General features: G+C 65.0%; 18 protein-coding genes. 11 read left to right on the top strand and 7 right to left on the bottom strand.

All coding sequences use genetic code 11. The annotated features are described in order from the left end of the window. Positions 1 to 13 precede the first annotated feature (13 nt). On the bottom strand, positions 14 to 1,372 hold the full coding sequence (locus CH275_RS11440) for a wax ester/triacylglycerol synthase domain-containing protein (RefSeq protein WP_094678138.1): 1,359 nt from the start codon (positions 1,370 to 1,372) through the stop codon (positions 14 to 16). A gap of 57 nt (positions 1,373 to 1,429) precedes the next feature. Between CH275_RS11440 and CH275_RS11435 the strand changes: the two genes are divergently transcribed. Next, complete coding sequence (locus CH275_RS11435; RefSeq protein ID WP_094609297.1) at positions 1,430 to 1,597, top strand: DUF4177 domain-containing protein; 168 nt, start codon at positions 1,430 to 1,432, stop codon at positions 1,595 to 1,597. A 5-nt stretch (positions 1,598 to 1,602) separates the two neighbouring features. Further along, positions 1,603 to 2,061 carry a RidA family protein gene (locus CH275_RS11430; protein WP_094678136.1) on the top strand — a complete coding sequence of 153 codons (459 nt, stop codon included), beginning with the start codon at positions 1,603 to 1,605 and terminating at the stop codon, positions 2,059 to 2,061. On the opposite strand, the gene CH275_RS11425 is transcribed toward CH275_RS11430, so the two are convergent. After that, positions 2,042 to 2,893 carry a Gfo/Idh/MocA family protein gene (locus CH275_RS11425; protein WP_094678134.1) on the bottom strand — a complete coding sequence of 284 codons (852 nt, stop codon included), beginning with the start codon at positions 2,891 to 2,893 and terminating at the stop codon, positions 2,042 to 2,044. The genes CH275_RS11430 and CH275_RS11425 overlap by 20 nt on opposite strands. Before the next feature lie 90 nt (positions 2,894 to 2,983). Here CH275_RS11425 and CH275_RS11420 point away from each other — a divergent pair, with 90 nt between their 5' ends. Further along, the gene (locus CH275_RS11420) at positions 2,984 to 3,775 is read left to right on the top strand and encodes an MBL fold metallo-hydrolase (protein ID WP_094678132.1); all 792 of its coding nucleotides are present in this window, start codon (positions 2,984 to 2,986) and stop codon (positions 3,773 to 3,775) included. Here the strand turns inward: CH275_RS11420 and CH275_RS11415 are convergent. Together CH275_RS11415 and CH275_RS11410 are read right to left on the bottom strand one after the other, a co-directional pair. Next, entirely contained in the window at positions 3,772 to 4,446 is a 675-nt protein-coding gene (locus CH275_RS11415) for a Crp/Fnr family transcriptional regulator (protein WP_027494494.1), read from the bottom strand. The two genes, CH275_RS11420 and CH275_RS11415, sit on opposite strands and share 4 nt — an antisense overlap. A 267-nt stretch (positions 4,447 to 4,713) precedes the next feature. After that, positions 4,714 to 4,983: a hypothetical protein gene (locus tag CH275_RS11410; RefSeq protein ID WP_032380033.1), complete on the bottom strand. Its 270-nt coding sequence runs from the start codon at positions 4,981 to 4,983 to the stop codon at positions 4,714 to 4,716. A 65-nt stretch (positions 4,984 to 5,048) separates the two neighbouring features. On the opposite strand from CH275_RS11410, the gene nth reads away from it, so the two are divergent. From nth to marP, 4 genes are read left to right on the top strand one after another with little or no spacing between them, the layout of a single operon-like run. Then, positions 5,049 to 5,843: an endonuclease III gene (gene nth, locus CH275_RS11405; protein ID WP_094678130.1), complete on the top strand. Its 795-nt coding sequence runs from the start codon at positions 5,049 to 5,051 to the stop codon at positions 5,841 to 5,843. Between the two features lie 50 nt (positions 5,844 to 5,893). After that, positions 5,894 to 6,502: a TlpA family protein disulfide reductase gene (locus tag CH275_RS11400; RefSeq protein WP_094678688.1), complete on the top strand. Its 609-nt coding sequence runs from the start codon at positions 5,894 to 5,896 to the stop codon at positions 6,500 to 6,502. Positions 6,503 to 6,525: 23 nt separating this feature from the next. Continuing rightward, positions 6,526 to 7,212, top strand: a complete 687-nt coding sequence (locus tag CH275_RS11395) for an NUDIX hydrolase (RefSeq protein ID WP_094678686.1) — start codon at positions 6,526 to 6,528, stop codon at positions 7,210 to 7,212. Next, entirely contained in the window at positions 7,209 to 8,399 is a 1,191-nt protein-coding gene (gene marP, locus CH275_RS11390; RefSeq protein WP_094678128.1) for an acid resistance serine protease MarP, read from the top strand. Before CH275_RS11395 ends, marP begins: the two co-directional genes overlap by 4 nt. Before the next feature lie 13 nt (positions 8,400 to 8,412). Here marP and CH275_RS11385 read toward each other — a convergent pair whose 3' ends face one another. Both CH275_RS11385 and CH275_RS11380 read right to left on the bottom strand, forming a co-directional pair. After that, positions 8,413 to 9,345, bottom strand: a complete 933-nt coding sequence (locus CH275_RS11385) for an alpha/beta fold hydrolase (protein ID WP_094678126.1) — start codon at positions 9,343 to 9,345, stop codon at positions 8,413 to 8,415. Between the two features lie 24 nt (positions 9,346 to 9,369). After that, positions 9,370 to 9,864, bottom strand: coding sequence for a phage holin family protein (locus CH275_RS11380; protein ID WP_094678124.1), 495 nt, complete (start codon positions 9,862 to 9,864; stop codon positions 9,370 to 9,372). A 248-nt stretch (positions 9,865 to 10,112) separates the two neighbouring features. On the opposite strand from CH275_RS11380, the gene CH275_RS11375 reads away from it, so the two are divergent. The 3 genes from CH275_RS11375 to CH275_RS11365 all read left to right on the top strand — a co-directional run bounded on the left by CH275_RS11375 (position 10,113) and on the right by CH275_RS11365 (position 14,547). After that, the gene (locus CH275_RS11375; RefSeq protein ID WP_179276110.1) at positions 10,113 to 11,483 is read left to right on the top strand and encodes an MFS transporter; all 1,371 of its coding nucleotides are present in this window, start codon (positions 10,113 to 10,115) and stop codon (positions 11,481 to 11,483) included. Between the two features lie 130 nt (positions 11,484 to 11,613). Next, on the top strand, positions 11,614 to 12,570 hold the full coding sequence (locus CH275_RS11370; RefSeq protein ID WP_094678122.1) for a cytochrome c oxidase assembly protein: 957 nt from the start codon (positions 11,614 to 11,616) through the stop codon (positions 12,568 to 12,570). 126 nt (positions 12,571 to 12,696) lie between these two features. Further along, complete coding sequence (locus CH275_RS11365; protein WP_094678120.1) at positions 12,697 to 14,547, top strand: glycosyltransferase family 39 protein; 1,851 nt, start codon at positions 12,697 to 12,699, stop codon at positions 14,545 to 14,547. Positions 14,548 to 14,615: 68 nt separating this feature from the next. Here the strand turns inward: CH275_RS11365 and acs are convergent, their stop codons facing one another. Next, positions 14,616 to 16,559, bottom strand: a complete 1,944-nt coding sequence (gene acs, locus CH275_RS11360; protein ID WP_094678682.1) for an acetate--CoA ligase — start codon at positions 16,557 to 16,559, stop codon at positions 14,616 to 14,618. Positions 16,560 to 17,003: 444 nt separating this feature from the next. On the opposite strand from acs, the gene CH275_RS11355 reads away from it, so the two are divergent. Then, entirely contained in the window at positions 17,004 to 18,626 is a 1,623-nt protein-coding gene (locus CH275_RS11355; RefSeq protein WP_094678118.1) for a peptide ABC transporter substrate-binding protein, read from the top strand. Positions 18,627 to 18,744 lie beyond the last annotated feature (118 nt).

Here is an 18,744-nt window from a genome sequence, read left to right as displayed (position 1 = left end):
CCGACGGACATGGCTAACCCGCGTTCGGTGGTCTACGAAGCTCGTCGACCAGACCTTCGGTGTAGGCCCCGACGGACGGAACGGTCACCGGGCACGCGACGGCGACAACCGTGATCGTCTCGCCGAGCCCGAAGAAGCCGTGCGTCAGCGCTCGCCCGTCTTCCAAGTACGGAAACCCTGCGGTGAATCGCGCTGTTGCACCGCATAATTCGAGGTTCGCAGCACCGCGGTTCACGCTGACGACCGTCGTCTGGCCGGCAACGTGAACGGGGTCTCGGGTACGACGGCGAAACCGACGGTTCTGAACGAATCGGACGATCGGCGCAGGCACCTGCTCGTCCGCTCGGGCGAGGCGCAGAACCGAGTCGCCCGTCACCCGCGCCCGTTCGTCGTCCAGGGATCGGGCGATCCGCGTCCGACGTTCTTCGGGGTTGCGAGTGGCGACGTGAAGATTCACCGTGCCGATCACCACTCGGTTGGCCGCGGGCCACGAGCGGTCCGGCGGCAGCGCCATCGGCACCATGGCAGCGACGTCGAGGCCGACGTCCTGTCCGTCGACGTCGCGCAGATACTTGTTCAGAGACGATCCGACCGCTGCCAGTGCAGAGACCGTGACGGTCGAGTTGCCCGCACGCACCTCGTCGGCGGGGATCGGCACGATGCGAACAGCGCGGGACGAGCTCACGGCGCGGTTGAGCGAACTGGCCGGAACCCAGGGCGGCATCGGCGTCCTCAGGACCGAGCGCAGCGACCTGTGCGCCTCCCACCGTGAGATCGCCAGATCGACGGGCGCCAACAGGAGGGCACGCGCCGCACCCAGCATGGTGCGGACCGGTGTGTCCGGCTCGGTGTGTCCGGGCAACGGGGCCTCGATCGCTCGATCGTCGGACGGCGGCGCGAAAAGCGCTCGTAGCAGTCGAGTCACGCCGAGACCGTCGGTCAACGCATGCCCCACCTGGAGAACGATGAGAATAGCGGTACCCCGCACGAGCGGAGCATCTCGTACGCCGCGGATCACGTGCAGCTTCCAGGCGAGGTCACGCATGTCCAGACGCGTGCACAGCAGCTCGCCGATGAAGTGCTCGACTCCGTCCCAGTTCTGTTGTCCCAGATCGTGATCGACGATGTGGTGTCGAGGCGGAGAGTCGTCTCGTACCCATCGCGGATAGTCCAGGCCCCACAGCGTCTCCTTCAGCCGCACGTCGAGGCCGGAGACTCGAGGTGCTCGAGATTCCACATGTGCCTGCATCTCGGCGAACGTGGGTGCGGAACCGTCGATCGAGTCGAACACGAGGAGCGCGAATTGGTCGGTGGAGCCGCCGTGATCGCGACCGAAGTGATAAACCGCATCCTTCATATCGAGTCGAGACATTCTTCGACCCTAAGTCGTCCACTACAGCGCCACCACCGGACGATAGGGTCATACCTCATGAGCGAAAAGATCATCTGGGAGTACTTCACCGCGCCGGTCCTGATTCATGCCACCAAGCAGATTCTCGACAACTACGGCTCCGAGGGCTGGGAGCTCGTCACGATCATGGCCGGACCCAACGGCGGCGACACGCTGGTCGCGTACTTCAAGCGGCCGAAGGCCTGAGCGCGGTGGCCGACTGGAGCGAACGACTGTCCGAGCTGGGTATCGAGCTGCCCGAGGTCGTCCCGCCGCTGGCGGCATACGTCCCCGCGGTACAGGTGGGCTCCCTCGTGTACACCTCGGGTCAGCTGCCGATCGTGGACGGAACTCTGACGTCCGTGGGCAAGGTCGGCTCCGAGGTGTCTGCCGAGGACGCCACCGCAGCGGCGCGGATCTGTGCATTGAACGCGCTCGCCGCGGTACATGGCCTCGTCGGCATCGACTCGATCGCACGCGTGGTCAAGGCCGTCGGCTTCGTGGCCTCCGCGCCCGGATTCACCGGTCAGCCCGGGGTGATCAATGGGGCGTCGAACGTCATCGGTGAGATCTTCGGCGACGCAGGTAAGCACGCCCGCTCGGCTGTCGGTGTTGCCGAACTGCCCCTCGGTGCTTCGGTGGAAGTGGAGCTCATCGTCGAGCTGCGCTGATCACCTTCTGCAGGTGCAGGCCTCGGTGCACCGAGCATTCGTGGTCCACACCCGACTCGACCGATTCGAGGAATTCGTCCAGCAGCACCGCGAAGCAGTCGGTCGACGAGGTGGATCGATCGGTGAGGGTCTCGACTCCGTCGGTACCGCTCAATTCGATCCGCATCAGCGAGGGCATGATCGGGGTCCGCAGTGACAACTGCACTGTGCTGCGGGCTCCGCCCTCGTGCTCGAGCAGCACCGTCCAACTGTCCGACGCCACGTCGCGGTGCGAGTAGGCAACGCGTGCAATGGTTCCCAGTGCCGCGTCGAGTAGGTCGAACACGTGGGGCCCGATGTCGAGTATCGCCCCGTTGTCGTGTCGCCACTGCGAATTGGCGTATGCCCCGCCGAGGATCGCCCCGGAGAACCAGGTTCCCGATCCTGCCGCCCAGGTGCGTCCGGCCGCCGCGTCGAGGAATTGTCTTGTCTCCGGGGCGAATCGGAGAGTCAAGGTCACCATCGACCGCACGCCGGCTGCCGTGACGGCCGCAGCCAGTTCCTCGGCCTCGGCCACACTGGCGGCAATCGGCTTGTCCAGCAACACATGTTTACCCGCTCGAACTGCGCGCAGGGCGTACCCGGCCTGCACGGCGGGCGGCACTGCGAACGCCACCGCGTCGACTGCGCCCAACAACGCGTCGAACGAGTCGAAGACCGGCGCTCCCAGTTCGGCCGCGGCTTCCGGTCTTCGCGCCCACACTCCGGCGAAGTCCACACCCGGGTGAGCGATCAGCGAGGGGGCTTGAGTCTTGCGAGCCCAGGGGCCCGCTCCGACGAGTCCGATCTTCATGAGAGTCGACGGTAGTCCTCGTCTGCAACATGGGTCGCTTCTGCAGGCTCCGCTCCTGCCCCGCCTGGGCCGGCGACCTACAGTGTTTCAATGGCCGACTCGAACCCCCAGCATCCCGCGTACGGACTACTCCGGCAGGTGACGCCCACCGCGTCGGTTCTGTTGGCCGACAACCCGGGCAAGATGACACTCGACGGAACGAACACCTGGATTCTGCGTGCACCGGGTTCCGAGGAGTGCATCGTCGTCGATCCGGGTCCGAAGGACCGAGCCCACCTCGACGCCGTCGCCGCGTCGGGCACGGTGGTTCTGACTGTCGTGACCCATCGCCACGCCGATCACACAGGCGGAGTGAAGCGGTTCCACCGCAAGTCGTCCGCTCCGGTACGCGCTCTCGGCGAGAAGTTTCTGTACGGGGATGGCGCGACCCTTGCCGACGGCGAGGTCATCGAGGCGGCCGGACTACGTATCGGAGTACTGCACACGCCCGGTCACACGGCGGATTCGGTGAGCTTCGTGCTCGACGACGCAATCCTCACGGGAGACACGATTCTCGGCCGCGGCACCACGGTGCTCGACCCGAAGGACGGCTCACTCGCGGACTACCTCGAGTCGTTGGATCGACTGGAATCAGCAGGTGCCGGAAAAGCGGTGCTGCCTGGGCACGGGCCCGAACTGCCGGACACCGCCGAGGTGGCGCGAGCGTATCGCGCCCACCGTCAGCAGCGTCTGGATCAGGTTCGTGCGGCGCTCGTCGAGATCGGCGAGGACGCGAAACCGATGCAGGTGGTACGCCATGTCTATTCGGACGTGGACAAGAAGCTGTGGCCGGCTGCGCGAATGTCGGTCAAGACGCAGTTGGCCTACCTCAGGGAGAACTAGCGCGCTCGACGTGCCAGACGCTCGGAATCCGAGATCAGCACGGACTTGCCCTCGAGGCGCAGCCAGCCGCGGTGCGCGAAGTCGGCCAGTGCCTTGTTGACGGTCTCGCGAGAGGCACCGACGAGCTGAGCGATCTCTTCCTGAGTCAGGTCGTGGGTCACGCGAAGCGATCCCGCTTCCTGCGTTCCGAAACGCTGTGCGAGCTGCAGCAGTGCCTTCGCGACACGTCCGGGGACGTCGGTGAAGATGAGGTCGGCCAGGTTGTTGTTGGTCCGGCGCAAGCGTCGGGCCAGCACGCGCAGCAGCTGCTCGGCGATCTCGGGTCGCTGATCGATCCAGTCCTTGAGGGCAGCGCGGTCCATGCTGACTGCGCGTACCTCGGTGACCGTGGTGGCCGAGGACGTGCGGGGGCCGGGGTCGAAGATGGAGAGCTCGCCGAACATGTCCGACGGTCCCATGATCGTCAGCAGGTTCTCGCGGCCGTCGGGGGAGCGTCGTCCGAGCTTGATCTTGCCGGAAACGATGATGTAGAGCCGGTCTCCGGGCTCACCCTCGTTGAACACCACGTGTCCCCGGGGGAAATCGACAGGCTGCAGCTGCTTCGTCAGTGCCGCAACCGCAGAGGGTTCGACTCCTTGGAAGATGCCGGCCCGTGCCAGGACGTCGTCCACTTGCGCTCCTTTTGGGATGTCGGCGATGCGGTGACCCGCACCCCCGAAGGCGTTTGTACACACTCGTCTCACCCACCGAATCGCGGGAGCGATTCAGGCGTCGATGCCGATGCAATGTTCAAACACAACAATTACCTCAGGGGAGTCTACTTCGACTCGGTCGAAACCGAGTGATCGACGCCACCACAGGTTGCCAGAGCGATTGCCTGTGTGTTCCCGTTCACCGAAAATTCATCGAAATCACGGCCAATGGGACGAAACGGGCGCTCAGCTGGCGCGTTGGTCGACCATTCCGTCGCGCGTATCGATGGTCCGCGGCGGAGTCTGCCGACGCTTGCGGGTATTGAAACGAGCCAGGGCGTGCGGGAAACCTTCGTTCGCCAGTGTGGCTACCTCGGACTTGCTGGCCTGATCGAGGAATTCTTCTACTTCGTGCTCCCGGACGCCGAGCTTGCTGAGCCGGAACTCCACCCGCTCCATCGCGAGTGCGAAGAGCATGAGTAGTACCGGAAAGAGCACCACGGCGAGTCCTTGCATACCGGCCAGTTAACACCGAAAAGATCTCGATACAAACACGGTCCGCTGCAGCCGCGACGAACGTTATGCATTCTTGTCCGTACAGTTGTGGAGTGGATTCGACAGCTCCGAAACGCCCCGACGTGCGCAAACGCGAAGAGACGCACCTCGGGCTCGTGCGGCGAGCTCGGCGAATGAACAGGACGCTCGCTGTCGCCTTTCCGCACGTGTACTGCGAACTCGACTTCACCACGCCCCTCGAACTCGCCGTCGCGACCATCCTGTCCGCGCAGTGCACCGACAAGCGCGTCAACATGGTCACCCCGGCACTGTTCGTGAGATACCGCACGGCCCGCGACTACGCCGAGGCCGACCGGACCGAACTCGAGGAGTTCATTCGCACCACGGGGTTCTATAGGAACAAGGCCAACTCGTTGATCGGACTCGGGCAGAAGTTGCTGGAGAACTTCGACGGTGAAGTACCGGCGAGGTTGAAGGACCTCGTCACACTTCCCGGAATCGGACGCAAGACGGCCAACGTCGTGCTCGGCAATGCGTTCGACGTGCCCGGAATCACCGTCGACACCCATTTCGGTCGGCTCGTCCGGCGCTGGCAGTGGACCGAGGAGGAGGACCCGGTCAAGGTCGAGCACGCCGTCGGCGCTCTCGTCGAACGCAAGGAGTGGACTCTGCTCTCGCATCGAGTCATCTTTCACGGCCGACGCGTCTGCCATGCCAGGACGCCCGCCTGTGGGGTGTGCATCCTGGCCAAGGACTGCCCGTCGTTCGGTGCCGGCCCGACCGATCCAGCGACGGCTGCTGCGCTGGTGAAGGGCCCGGAGACCGATCACCTCCTCGCCCTCGCCGGAATCGTGTCGTGAACAGAGCTGCTCTGCGCTGGTCTCTCGTTGCTCTGATCCTCGTCGTCGGGATGGTCTACGCGCTGTGGCCCCGCAACGACGTTCCCGGACTGCAGCCGATGGACGCACCGGGCCTCGGGCAGCGTGCGCCGTCCACGGACGAGCGCCGGTCCGCCGACACGCCCGAAGCCCTCGCACCGCTACGGCAGGACGCCGGTCTCGCCGCGTGTCCGACGGCGTCGGGTAGCGCCGCAGGCCCGTTGACGGGCATCACGCTCGAGTGCATCGGCGACGGCTCGTACATCGACGTGGGCCAGGTGCTGGCCGGGCGCCCGGCCTTGCTCAACATCTGGGCCTACTGGTGCGGCCCCTGTGCCGAAGAGCTGCCGTACCTGCAGCAGTACGCCGACCGCGCGGGCGAGAAGATCGCGGTACTGACCGTCCACAACGACGCCAACGAGGCCAACGGCCTGACTCGACTCACCGACTACGGGGTCACCCTGCCCGGAGTTCAGGACGGCGCGGGCCGCGTCGTCGCTGCCGTGGGAGCGCCGAACGTACTTCCCGTTTCCGTTTTGATATCTGCGGATGGCACTGTCGCCAAGGTGCTGCCACAACCTTTTCGTAGCGTCGACGACATCGCGGACGCCGTGCGCGTGAACCTCGGGGTCGATTCGTGAGTGCACCCGACTGGCTCGGGCGGATGCTCGACGTCGCAGGCAGAGCAGGCGGACTGACGGACACCGCCGGAATCAACCCCGTGCTGCGGCGTCAGGCACCGCCGTCCGACCGACCGCGGTCTGCCGCTGTGTTGGTGCTGTTCGGCGGCCCGGCAACCGCAGATCCCGGTTCGTCCGGTGGACTGCCCGCCGAGGCCGACGTCCTGCTCACCCAGCGCGCGTCGACGCTGCGTGATCACAGCGGGCAGATCGCGTTCCCCGGCGGAGCCACCGACCCGGGCGACGACGGCCCGATCGGCACGGCGCTGCGCGAGGCGCAGGAGGAAACGGGACTCGATCCGGCAGGCGTCGTACCGCTGACGACGATGCCCGGCATCTTTGTGCCGCCGTCGCGCTTCGATGTGGTTCCGGTGCTCGCGTACTGGGAGCGACCGACCCCGGTTCGCGTCGTCGATCCCGGTGAGACCGAGCGAGTGGTGCGAGTTCCGTTGCGCGAGTTGCTCGATCCGAACAATCGATTTCAGGTGCGACACCCCGCCGGCTACCAGGGCCCGGCCTTCTCGGTGCAGGGAATGCTGGTGTGGGGATTCACGGGCGGTATTCTGGCGGGTCTGCTGGCTGTCTCGGGCTGGGAGCCCGAGTGGGACACGGGGGACATACGCGATCTGGAGGCCAGCTTGACTGCGGTAGGAGCGAGGCTCGATCGGTGACGGGTTCAGGGTGGGTCGATATCGCGGTGGTTGCCATCGCACTGTTGGCGGCAACGTCGGGATGGCGGCAGGGCGCGGTGGCGTCGGCGCTGGCGTTTCTCGGTGTCGTTCTCGGGGCCGTTGCGGGCATTCTGGTGGCACCGCACGTGCTCGAACACGTCGACGGTTCGCGGACGCGGGTGTTCGTGGGCATCGCGTTGATCGTGGTGCTGGTGATCGTCGGTGAAGTCGCAGGAATGGTTCTGGGGCGGGCGCTGCGCAGCGGAATACATTCGCGCGCAGCCAGATCCGTCGACAGCACGATCGGAGCCGGGCTGCAGGCCGTGGCGGTACTGGCCGCCGCGTGGCTGCTCGCGATTCCGCTGACGTCGTCCTCGCAGCCCGAGGTGGCCAGCGCGGTACGCGGATCGTCGGTGCTCGGTCAGGTCGACGAAGTGGCACCCGATTGGCTGCGGCAGGTCCCCGAGGAATTCTCGGCGTTGCTCGACACCTCCGGATTGCCGGACGTCATCGGCCCCTTCGGTCGCACCCCGGTGGCCGAGGTCGCCGCTCCCGATTCCGGTATCGCAGCGGGACCTGTTCCGGTGCAACTGCAATCCAGTGTCATCAAGATCAACGGCATCGCACCGAGCTGCCAGAAGGCTCTGGAAGGTTCCGGCTTCGTCGTCGGATCGGATCTGGTGATGACCAACGCGCACGTCGTCGCCGGTACGTCCGAGGTGACGGTCGATTCGCCCAACGGACCGCTCGACGCCGACGTCGTACTGTTCGACCCCGAGGAAGACGTTGCCGTGCTTCGTGTTCCACAGCTGCAGGCACCGGTGCTGACATTCGCACCGACACCGGCCGAATCCGGAGCCGACGCCATCGTGCTCGGTTACCCGGGCGGCGGACCGTACACGGCGAGTCCGGCGCGTATCCGCGAGACCATCAACCTCAGCGGCCCCGACATCTACCGAACCGGAACCGTCGAACGCCAGGTCTACACGGTGCGTGGATCGGTGCGGCAGGGCAATTCCGGTGGACCGCTGGTCAACTCGTCCGGAGAGGTACTCGGTGTCGTGTTCGGTGCCGCGGTCGACGACCCCGATACCGGATTCGTGCTGACCGCCGCAGAAATTGCCGACGAACTCGCGCGAAGCTTCGATGCACCGGTGAGTGTGGGCACCGGCGACTGCATCGTCTAGTTCTCGCGGTCGTCTAGCTCTCGCGCGCGACGCGCAGGATCTCCTCGGACACCACGTCGGGTGCTTCCTGGTGGACGTAGTGCCCCACGTCCCGGACCGTCCGACGCGTCAGCCCCGGGGCCCAGTGCCGATCCCGATCGAGGGTGGTGGGCAGCACGTACGGGTCGAGGTCACCGCTGATCTGCGCGACGGGGATCGAGGTTCGTACATCGACGGCGTCCATGAAGCGGCGGCCCTCGGCACGGAACTGGCTGCGAAACGCCCAGCGCTGATATTCGAGCGCGCAGTGCGCAGCACCCGGAATGCGGATGGCCGAGCTCATCTTGGCCGCCGTGTCGGCGTAGTCCTCGGTGCTCTTCCATGCGGACCCGGCGCGGCTGCTCATCAGCTCCTCCACCGCGGATCCGCCTCGACGCGTCAGAAGCCGCTCCGGGCGCAGTGGAACCTGGTAGCGGACGAAGTGCGGTAGCAGCGCGGCGCGCTGAGCGGAATCCTTCAACACGGCTCGCCGCAGCGAAATGGGGTGCGGGGCGTTGATCAGCACCATCGAGCTCACCGAGCGGGGGTGCAGCGCTGCGCTGGCCCAGCAGACCAGACCGCCGTCGGCGTGGCCGACGAAGGTGGCATTCGGGTAGCCGAGTGCTCGAACCAGCCCGACGACGTCGCCGGCCAGGGTCCATCCGTCGTAACCGCGTGGGGGCTTGTCTGAATCGCCGTACCCACGGAGGTCGACGGCGATGGCACGGATGCCCGATCGAGCGAGTGCGTCCAGCTGGTGCCGCCACGAGTACCAGAAATCGGCGAAGCCGTGCAGCAGCACCACCAGCGGTGCGTCCGGTGCGTGTTCTCCGACCTCGACGATGTGGAAGCGAATGCCGTTGGCGTGGATGTCACGATGGATCCACTGTCCCGGATATCGGACCGTGGACGGATCGGGCTGTTTCATACTGCTCGATTCGCCGGGAGCCGACTACTTCTTGTAGCCGGGAACTCCGGGGATGGAATCGTGCTGGTTCGGCAGCACCGTCGACGCCTGCTTGAGCGAGTCGATGGTCTTCTCGGGCTTGCGCAGCTTCTTGACTCGGCGGTACCCGAGGAAACCGAACAGCGCCGCAGCCAACACCATGACGGCGAACACGATCAGGAACGCGGCCCAGCGGTAGAGCCATACGTCGAGCAGCTCGGCGGCGAAGAGGAAGAAGAAGAACGAGCTGAACAGCAACACCGTCAACGCGATGATGAAGAAGACGCTGCCCTGCAGACCCTTCTTGACCTCACCGGTGACCTCGGCCTTGGCGAGGGCGACTTCGGCGCGCACGAGCGTCGAGACCTGAGTTGTGGCGTCCTTGACGAGATTTCCGATGCTGGCGCTACCAGGGGTGCGGGCATCGACGTCGGTCAGAGGTATCGACGAAATCGTGTTCGGGACGCCGTTGCCGTATCCCTTGTCATTGCTGACGCTCAACTCTCGACCCCTTGTAATCGCTCTGCTCGGTGTTGTGCGGAAGATCGTATCGACAGTAGTGCCTGGGTAGCAGGTTAACTGTTCCGCGACGGGCGGGCGACGCTCGCCCTTGTTTGGCCGCGTACCTCGGGATCGCCGGCCGCAAACTCGCGGATCTCGAGCGATCGGGCAACGGACACGCCCGGGTCGTGAAATTCTCAGGTGTTCATCAGGTAATTTGCAGGGAACTTCCCCTTTCAGGAGCATTCGTGAGTTCAGCACACGCCGTCACCGCCGACGGCGCAATCCCCGCACCTCAGGTGCCGCGGTCGCGCATCGTGATCGCTTCGATGGTCGGCACGTCCATCGAGTTCTTCGACTTCTACATCTATGCCACCGCCGCCGTACTCGTCTTCCCGCGTCTGTTCTTCCCCGCGGGCAACGACACCACCGCGCTGCTGGCGTCGTTCGCGACGTTCGGACTGGCGTTCATCGCGCGGCCCGTCGGATCGATTCTGTTCGGCCACTTCGGCGATCGCATCGGACGTAAGGCAACCCTCGTCGGCTCCCTGCTGACGATGGGCGTCGCGACGTTCGCGATCGGCCTGTTGCCGACATACGCCGCGGTGGGGCTGTGGGCCCCGGCCCTGCTCGCGATCATGCGCTTCACCCAGGGCGTCGGCCTCGGCGGCGAGTGGAGCGGTGCGGCTCTGCTGGCCACCGAAACCGCCAAGCCGGGCAAGCGGGCCTGGGCCGCGATGTACCCGCAGCTGGGTGCGCCGATCGGGTTCTTCTTCGCCAATGGCATCTTCCTGCTCATCGTCATCGCGACGGGCTACGACTCGGCGAACTCCGGCACCGACCACGCTTTCCTCACGTGGGGCTGGCGTATCCCGTTCCTGCTCAGCGCGATCATGGTGATCATCGGCCTGTACGTCCGACTCAAGCTCGAGGAGACGCCGGTGTTCAAGCTGGCCGTCGAGCGCGGCCAGAAGGTCAAGACCCCGTTGGCTCAGGTGTTCAAGACCAGCTGGCGTCAGTTGATCATCGGTACCTTCGTCATGCTCGCCACCTACACGCTGTTCTACATCATGACCACGTGGGTGGTCAGCTACGGAACGGGCAAGGTCGCCGACGTCAACGGCCCCAAGCTGGCCATCCCGTACACCGACTTCCTCGAGCTCCAGCTCATCGCGGTGCTGTTCTTCGCGGCGCTGATTCCGGTGGCGGGACTGCTGGCCGACAAGTACGGCCGTCGCCCCACGCTCATCGTCATCACGTCGGCGATCGTGCTGTTCGGTCTGTCGTTCCACTGGTTCGCCGACCCGTCCTCTGCGTCGGCAGGCAAGATGCTGGTGTTCATGTGCGTCGGCCTCGGCCTGATGGGCCTGACCTTCGGGCCGATGAGTGCCGTTCTGCCAGAGCTGTTTCCGACCAACGTGCGCTACACCGGCTCGGGAATCTCGTACAACACCGCGTCGATCCTCGGTGCCGCAGTGGCCCCGTTCATCGCCACCTGGCTGGTGAGCAGCTACGGCGTCGGTTGGGTTGGCGTCTATCTCGCCATCGCCGCCGCACTGACACTGATCTCGCTGATCATCATGAAGGAAACACGAGACCAGTCGCTCGACAGCGTGTAGCTGGATTCACCGGCCGTCGCCCAGTATGTCCGAAACAATCGGACATACTGGGGCGCAACGGACTTGATTCGTTCGTGCAACCCTGATCGGGTGCACGCTGGTTCCGGTGCCTCCTACGTGGACCTCCCTGATGCTCGCCTGGCGAATCGATCCTGCCGCGATCGTCGTCGCTGCTGTACTGACCTCGACCTACGTGCGAGCTGTGCGCCGGTCGGCGCACAGCGGGACGCACATAGGTGCGGCGCGCCGGGCCGGGTTCCTCCTGCTCGGGGTCGGCACCTTCGTTGTCACGACGTGCTCTCCGGTCGGTGTCCTTGCCGATGAACTGTTCTGGGCGCGGTGCCTGCAGGTGGTGCTGTTGTTGATGGTCGTTCCCTTCGGTCTGGCGATGGGACGCCCCCTCACGGCACTGCGCGAAGGCTCGGGAACCGGCGGCCGGAGCAGGATCGACCGGCTCCTCACCCATGGATTCGTTCGCATATCGGTGCACCCTGCAACGACGTCGGTGCTGATGATCGGAACACCCTGGTTGTTCTTCCTGACCCCGTGGTCGCACGTCGTACTTGTAGATGCGGCAGCAGATTTCGGCACATCTCTCGTGTTCGTGACCGTTGGATTTCTGTACTTCTACGCTCGGTTGCAGGCGGATCCGGTACCGCGTCGGTACTCGCAGTTGATTTCACTGCTGATCACCATCGCCGAGATGCTCGGCGATGGTGTGCTCGGAATCGTGCTGTGGCTCGGTCCGCTCCTGCCCGCGGTGGACTACCTGGGATCACTGCGGACCTGGGGTCCTACACCGGTGACCGATCAGATAGTCGGGGCCGGAGTGTTCTGGATCCTCGGAGACATCCTCGGTGTGCCGTTCCTGCTGGCATTGTTGCGAGCATTTCGTCTCGACGAGAAGGCTGCATCGGACCTCATCGATGCGGAACTCGACGAGGCCGAAGAACGCCCGACTCGACCTGGTGATGCGAAGTCGACGGTGGTTACCGGTGAGGATCCTCACGCTTCTGCTGGGGCTCTGTGGTGGGCCGCGGACCCGCAGTTGCACGAGCGCTTCCGGCGTGAACCACCGGGGCGATGACGGCTTGTTGCTCGATCACGTTGCGGGACAGACAATTCGGGCAAACGACGCTTCGCTCCACATTGACGGCCGATTGCCAGGATGTCGGGTGCAAATCCTCAGGATCGAGGGCGACAGTGATCGTTCGTGACCGTCCTCGAACACGACATCGTCCGCCCTCGCTGGGCACTGCCCGCACTCGCCGCCCTGCTCATCGGAACAGCAGGGGCCTACGCCCTCGACCTGAACCGCGAGCACTGGGGTAACTCCTTCTACGCAGCGGCCGTTCAGGCCGGCTCGATCAGTTGGAAAGCGTTCCTGTTCGGTTCGTCCGACGCCGCGAACTCCATCACGGTGGACAAGCCGCCGGCGTCGCTGTGGATCATGGAGCTCTCGGTACGGACCTTCGGCCTCAACTCGTGGTCGCTGTTGCTGCCGCAGGTACTGATGGCCGTGCTGAGTGTGGGAATCATGTACGCGATCGTCGCGCGCCGATTCGGATACGGGGCAGCGTTGATCGCCGGCGCGGTACTGGCGACGACGCCGACCTTCGCGCTGATGTTCCGCTACGACAATCCCGACGCCTTGCTCACCCTCACTCTGTTGGGGGCAGCGTGGGCGATGCTGCGGGCGCTCGAGGACGGCCGGACGCGCTGGCTGGTGCTGACCGGGGCTGTCGTCGGAATCGGCTTTCTGACAAAACAATTGCAGGCCTTCCTCGTCGTTCCGGCGCTTGCCGTGTCCTACGCCGCGTTCGGTCCGCCCAAGCTCGGCACTCGGATTCTGCAGTTGCTGGCCGCCGGTGCCGCGGTGCTCGTGACGGCCGGATGGTGGGTTGCGATCGTGCAACTGGTGCCGGCGGCGGACCGGCCCTGGGTCGGCGGATCGAAGACCGACAGCATCCTGGACCTGACGTTCGGCTACAACGGCCTGGGCAGGTTGACCGGTAACGAACACGCGGGCACCGCCGGATCGTCTGTCGGTGATGCAGCGCAGGCCGGCGGTTTCGGGCCGGGTGGGCACGGACCGCAGACGGGCATCACCCGGATGTTCGCGGCCGCCCAGGGCGGGCAGATCTCGTGGTTGATTCCGGCCGCACTGGTGCTCGTGGTCGCAGGGATCGTGTTGCGCGGCAAAGCTCCTCGGCAGGACTTTCAGCGCGCCTGGTTCGTGATGTGGGGACTGTGGCTCGTCGGGTGCTCGCTGGTGTTCAGCTTCATGTCGGGCACGTTCCACCCGTACTACACGATCGTCGTCGCTCCGGCGATCGCCGCCATCGCCGGAGCGGCTGTCCGTGAGCTGTGGGTGAGGCGTCGAAAGGCAGCGTGGCGTGCTGTTCTCGTGCTGACATCTGCGATCACGACGGCCACGTCGTTCGTCTTTCTGGCGCGGAGTCCCGAATTTCTGCCGTGGCTGCGGTGGGTAGTGCTGGGAGTCGGGGTGATCGTCGCAGTGGCCCTGGTGTTCCGTCGGTCCCGATCGATGTCGATTGCACTGGGGGCGATGGCAATTGCGGTGGCTCTTGCCGGTCCAGTCGCCTACGTCGCCGATACCGTGGTCACTCCGCATACTGGAGGTGGCCCGTCGGCCGGGCCTGCCGTTGTGTCCGACCAGGCCGCGTATCGAAGTGGTCGAGGGAGTGAAGATGCCGAGCGATCAACGCAATTCGGCTCGTCATCGGCTCCCGACTCGGAGTTGATCGGACTCCTCGAAACCGATCCGCAGAAGTACACCTGGGCGGCGGCGACCATCGGATCCAATGCCGCCGCGGTTCTACAGCTCGCGACCGACGATCCGGTGATGCCGGTGGGCGGATTCTCCGGAACCGACCCGTCGCCCACACTCGACCAATTCGAGGCCGACGTGGCCGCGGGAAAGATTCACTACTTCATCGCAGGAACGGGCAAGACCAGGCCGTCGGCCATCGGTGACTGGGTGTCCGCCACCTTCACGCCGATGACCGTCGGCGACTACACGGTGTTCGATCTGAGTGCCTGAGCGGCTGCGCCGCACGTGCACGGAAACTCGTAGCCCACTACGAGTTTCCGCGCACATGCGCGAAGCGCTCAGCGGCCTTTCTTGATGGCCTCGAATACCTTCGGGTCGACGAGGGTGGAGACGTCGCCGAGTTCGCGGCCCTCGGCCACGTCGCGGAGCAGTCGACGCATGATCTTGCCGGAGCGGGTCTTCGGCAGCTCGGGAACGATGGAGATCTCCCGGGGCTTGGCAATCGGCGAAATCTCCTTGGAGACCTGAGCCTTGAGTTCTGCAATCAACGCATCGCCGGTGTTCTCCTCCCCGCCTCGCAGGATGACGAACGCGACGATGCCCTGACCGGTGGTCTCGTCGGCGGCACCGACCACTGCGGCCTCGGCGACACTGTGATGGCTGACCAACGCCGATTCCACCTCGGAGGTGGAGATGCGGTGGCCGGAGACGTTCATGACGTCGTCGACGCGGCCGAGCACCCACAGTGCGCCGTCCTCGTCGTACTTGGCACCGTCGCCGGCGAAGTACCAGCCCTCCTCGGCGTAGCGCGACCAGTAGGTGTCCTTGTACCGATCCATGTCGCCCCAGATGCCGCGGAGCATCGACGGCCACGGCTCGTCGAGGACGAGGTAACCGTTGCCGCCGTTGCCCAGTGGCTTGGCGTCGTCGTCGACGATCTTGGCCGAGATGCCCGGTAGCGGGGTCATCGCCGAGCCGGGCTTGGTGGCGGTGACGCCGGGCAGCGGGGAGATCATGATCGCGCCGGTCTCGGTCTGCCACCAGGTGTCGACGATCGGTGCATTGCCGCCGCCGACGACATCGCGGAACCAGCGCCACGCCTCGGGGTTGATGGGCTCGCCGACGCTGCCGAGCAGGCGGATCGAGCTCAGGTCGTGGGCCTCGGGGATCTCCTTGCCCCACTTCATGAACGTGCGGACCAGTGTGGGGGAGGTGTAGTAGATCGAGACCTTGTACTTCTCGATGACGTTCCAATGCCGATGCTCGTCGGGTGAATTGGGGGTTCCCTCGTAGACGACCTGGGTGGCGCGGTTCGAGAGCGGGCCGTAGACGATGTAGGAGTGTCCGGTGACCCAGCCGATGTCGGCGGTGCACCAGTAGACGTCGGTGCCGGCCTTGTGATCGAAGACGTTGTGATGGGTGTACGAGGTCTGCGTCAGGTAGCCGCCGGAGGTGTGGATGATGCCCTTCGGCTTACCCGTCGTGCCGGAGGTGTAGAGGATGAACAGTGGGTGCTCGGCCGGGAAGGGCTGCGCCTCATGCTCTTTCGACGCCTTCGCGACGGTCTCGTGCCACCACAGGTCGCGTCCGTCGGTCCATGCAACGTCCGAGTCGGTGCGCTTGACGACCAGAACATGCTCGATCGAGGCGGCACCGTCGACTGCTTCGTCGACGGTGTCCTTGATGGGCGCGGGCTTGCCGCGTCGCCACTGACCGTCGGTGGTGATGACGAGCTTGGCTTCGGCGTCGTCGACGCGTGAGCGCAGTGCGGTGGCCGAGAATCCGGCGAAGACGACCGAGTGCGTCAGGCCGAGGCGTGCGCAGGCGAGCATCGAGACGATGGCCTCGGGGATCATGGGCATGTAGATCGCAACACGGTCACCGGACACGAGACCGAGTTCGGTCAGGGTGTTGGCGGCCTGGCTGACCTCGGCCAGCAGATCGGAGTAGGTGACGTCGCGGCTGTCGCCCGGCTCGCCTTCCCAGTGAATGGCGACCTGGTCGCCGTGACCGTCGACGACGTGGCGGTCGACGCAGTTGTAGGCGACGTTGAGCTCGCCGTCGGCGAACCATTTGGCGACGGGGGCGTCGGACCAGTCGAGCACTTCGGTGAACGGCGTGTGCCAGTGGAGCCGGCGAGCCTGCTCGGCCCAGAACCCGAGTCGATCCTCCTCCGCGGCGGCGTAGAGATCGGCTCCGGCGTTCGCCTGAGCCGAGAACTCGGCCGAGGGTGCGTAGGAAGCAACCACGGTCTCGTCGGTTCCAGAGGTACTGGTCGTCATCTCGAATAGCTCACTTTCGTCCGGTGCATTTAGCTCATGAAACTGCACTCCCGTGCCGGTCTCGAGCCCCTTGTGAGGGTAGTCACATGTGATGGCGATCGCACCGTTGCAATCGCCTGCAACCCCCTGATCTGCGGTGATCGGTAGTTTCTGCACGATGGGCGGTAATCAGGACAGGCGACGAGCAGGCGCGGCGACGTCGATGCCCGAACTGTGAGAAATCGACTTGCCGAAAAGTTTCGATCATGTTTCCGACCTACTCGCGGGTCAGCAAAATCCGGGGGAGTTCACATGTTCGTTTCAGGATGTGTCTAAAGTCCATCCCATCAGATCGTTGGAACGGCCAACAAGCCGTGCCATGCGGTCGCCCACGAATCCCCGGGCGTCGCGCCCGAGGAACTGAGCACGGATGACCCCGTGTTCACATCTGGATGGAGGATTTCCTTGCGTATCAAACGTGCCGCGGTCGTCACCACGGCTGTGCTGATGAGTGCGAGCCTGCTCGCCGCCTGTGGCGGTGGGGGCTCCAGCTCCGGCGGCAGTGCCGACGGGGTCTACAGCATCTACATCGGCGAGCCGGAGAATCCGCTGGTTCCCGGAAACACCACCGAGAGCGAAGGCAGCCAGGTCCTCAAGGCGCTCTTCACTCCGCTGGTCACGTTCAACGACGAGGACAACAGCGTCGAGTACAACGGCGTCGCCGAGTCCGTCGAGTCCGAAGACAACGTCACCTGGACCGTCAAGCTCAAGGACGGCTGGACTTTCCACGACGGCACTCCGGTCACCTCGGAGTCCTTCACCAAGGCGTGGAGCTACAATGCGTTGAGCACCAACGCATTCGGTGCCTCGTACTTCTTCGAGAACATCGAAGGTTATGCGGATCTCCAGGGCAGCGACACTGCCGAGCCCGCCGCGACCGAACTGAGCGGATTGAACGTCGTCGACGACACGACCTTCACCGTCAAGCTCAACGGACCGTTCGCCATCTTCCCGCTGACGCTGGGCTACACCGCGTTCGACCCGCTGCCGGAGGCCTTCTACGCCGACCCGACGGCATTCGGTGCCCGCCCGATCGGTAACGGCCCGTTCAAGGCCGACTCGGATTTCGTGCCCGGACAGGGCTTCACCGTCACCAAGTACGACGACTACGCAGGAGACAACGCCGCCAAGTCCGCGGGCGTCAACTTCAAGGTCTACACCGAGCTGAACACCGGCTACAACGATGTGCAGGGCGGCGGACTCGACATCATGCTCGACCTGCCCGAGGATGCCTGGGCCACCGCGCGGGATCAGTTCGGTGATCGTTACGCCGATCGCGCCCGTCCCGACATCACCTCGCTCGGCTTCCCGACGTACGACCCGCGGTTCCAGGACCCGAACGTGCGCAAGGCATTCTCGATGGCCATCGATCGCCAGGCCATCGCGACGGCGATCTTCACCGACACCCGCACTCCCGCCAACTCCTTTGCCTCACCCGTGGTCGAGGGCTACCGCGAAGATGCATGTGGTGACACCTGCAAGCTCAACGCAGCCGAGGCGAACCGCCTGCTCGACGAGGCCGGTTTCGATCGCAGTCAGCCGATCGACCTGTGGTTCAACGCCGGCGCCGGCCACGATTCGTGGATGACGGCCGTGGGCAACCAGATTCGCGAGAACCTGGGTGTCGACTACGCACTGCGCGGCGATCTGCAGTTCGCTCAGTACCTGCCGCTGCAGGATGCCAAGGGTATGACCGGTCCGTTCCGTTCGAGCTGGATCATGGACTACCCGTCGATCTACAACTTCCTGTCCCCGCTGTACTCCGTCGCGGCAACTCCGCCCGCCGGAAGCAACTACACCTTCTTCAACGATCCGGCGTTCGACGCCAAGTTGGCCGAAGGCAACAACGCCGACAGCGTCGAAGCAGCAACGGAGAAGTACCAAGAGGCAGAGGACATTCTGTTCCAGCAGCTGCCCGCAACCCCGCTGTTCTACGGCCTGAATCAGGCAGTGTGGTCCGATCGCGTCTCCGACGTCAAGATCGACAACACCGGCGACATCGTCCTCGAGGACGTCGTAGTCAGCTAATAACGGACACCGGTGGGTGGCAACGGATATGAATTCGTTGCCACCCATCGGTTCGTTTCGGCGGTGGGCCTACGCCCGCCGAAGACCTGCGTGAGCGAGACCCGATTCGCAGGATCGC

The organism is Rhodococcus sp. 06-235-1A (assembly GCF_002258785.1).
Classification (GTDB): Bacteria; Actinomycetota; Actinomycetes; order Mycobacteriales; family Mycobacteriaceae; genus Rhodococcoides.
Note: the sequence above shows the minus strand (reverse complement) of the source record. Positions and strands in the feature narration are given on the sequence as shown.

Excerpts from the sequence above, each read along its gene's own strand:
- CH275_RS11370 (WP_094678122.1), top strand. The coding sequence starts at position 11,614 with ATGCTCGCCTGGCGAATCGATCCTGCCGCGATCGTCGTCGCTGCTGTA.
- CH275_RS11400 (WP_094678688.1), top strand. The coding sequence starts at position 5,894 with ATGGTCTACGCGCTGTGGCCCCGCAACGACGTTCCCGGACTGCAGCCG.
- CH275_RS11420 (WP_094678132.1), top strand. The coding sequence starts at position 2,984 with ATGGCCGACTCGAACCCCCAGCATCCCGCGTACGGACTACTCCGGCAG.
- CH275_RS11385 (WP_094678126.1), bottom strand. The coding sequence starts at position 9,345 with ATGAAACAGCCCGATCCGTCCACGGTCCGATATCCGGGACAGTGGATC.
- CH275_RS11440 (WP_094678138.1), bottom strand. The coding sequence starts at position 1,372 with ATGTCTCGACTCGATATGAAGGATGCGGTTTATCACTTCGGTCGCGAT.
- nth (WP_094678130.1), top strand. The coding sequence starts at position 5,049 with ATGCATTCTTGTCCGTACAGTTGTGGAGTGGATTCGACAGCTCCGAAA.
- CH275_RS11410 (WP_032380033.1), bottom strand. The coding sequence starts at position 4,983 with ATGCAAGGACTCGCCGTGGTGCTCTTTCCGGTACTACTCATGCTCTTC.
- acs (WP_094678682.1), bottom strand. The coding sequence starts at position 16,559 with ATGACGACCAGTACCTCTGGAACCGACGAGACCGTGGTTGCTTCCTAC.
- CH275_RS11435 (WP_094609297.1), top strand. The coding sequence starts at position 1,430 with ATGAGCGAAAAGATCATCTGGGAGTACTTCACCGCGCCGGTCCTGATT.
- CH275_RS11395 (WP_094678686.1), top strand. The coding sequence starts at position 6,526 with ATGCTCGACGTCGCAGGCAGAGCAGGCGGACTGACGGACACCGCCGGA.
- CH275_RS11425 (WP_094678134.1), bottom strand. The coding sequence starts at position 2,893 with ATGAAGATCGGACTCGTCGGAGCGGGCCCCTGGGCTCGCAAGACTCAA.